General features: G+C 45.5%; 1 pseudogene. It reads right to left on the bottom strand.

Going from position 1 to position 771, the window contains the following annotated elements:
- Positions 1–771 (bottom strand): annotated as a pseudogene (vmrA, locus tag R8O10_RS24780) (sodium-coupled multidrug efflux MATE transporter VmrA); the annotation flags it as partial.

The raw sequence follows: 771 nt of genomic DNA, 5'->3' as shown, positions 1-771 counted from the left end.
ACTACCACGAACACAACACCACCTAAAACCGATGTCCCCATAGCAATTTGTAGCAACTTACGAATGTTATCTTGATTTCGTGCGCCATGGTTGTAGCTCACCAAAGGCTGCATACCATTGGCAATGCCTTCCGCCACGAGGTAATAGACCGTCACAATATAACCTAAAATGGCGTAAGCGCCGATCAAAAGCGGGCTGCCGTATTTTGCGAATAACACGTTGTGCAGAGCTACCATCGTAGATCCATAAGCGTACATAAAAAAGCTGGATGTCCCGATAAGCACAATTTTAGGAATAGCATCCAATTGCACTTTCAACTCTCTAAATGTTAGACGTAACTTCGCTTTAGAAGAGAAGAAGTAGCCCACACCTAGCACGGTGACAACCATCTGTGCCAATGCGGTCGCAATAGCCGCTCCTGTTAGCTCCCAGTTCATCCAAGCAATGAAAACATAGTCCAACACAATGTTAATGATTGCACCTATCACCATCAAAATTGTGGCTAAGTTAGGGCTGTTGTCGTTACGTAGCAAGAATGGAACCGCAATAGAGCCAAGTGAAAAAATACACGCGACGATTAGTATCTGGAGATATTGCAAGCCCAACTCGTACACTCGCCCCTGAGCGCCTTGCCAACGAATAAAGTCATCAGCAAAGAAAAACAGAATCGTTGCGACAATAGGCATCAGGGCCAACAAAAATAGCAAGCCTGTGGTTAAGACCCGTTTCGCACCTTGTTGATCTTGCTCTCCTTGCTTGATGGAAGTCAGG

This window comes from Vibrio sp. 1727 (genome assembly GCF_033344415.1).
In the GTDB taxonomy this organism is placed as follows: Bacteria; Pseudomonadota; Gammaproteobacteria; order Enterobacterales; family Vibrionaceae; genus Vibrio; species Vibrio alginolyticus.
Note: the sequence above shows the minus strand (reverse complement) of the source record. Positions and strands in the feature narration are given on the sequence as shown.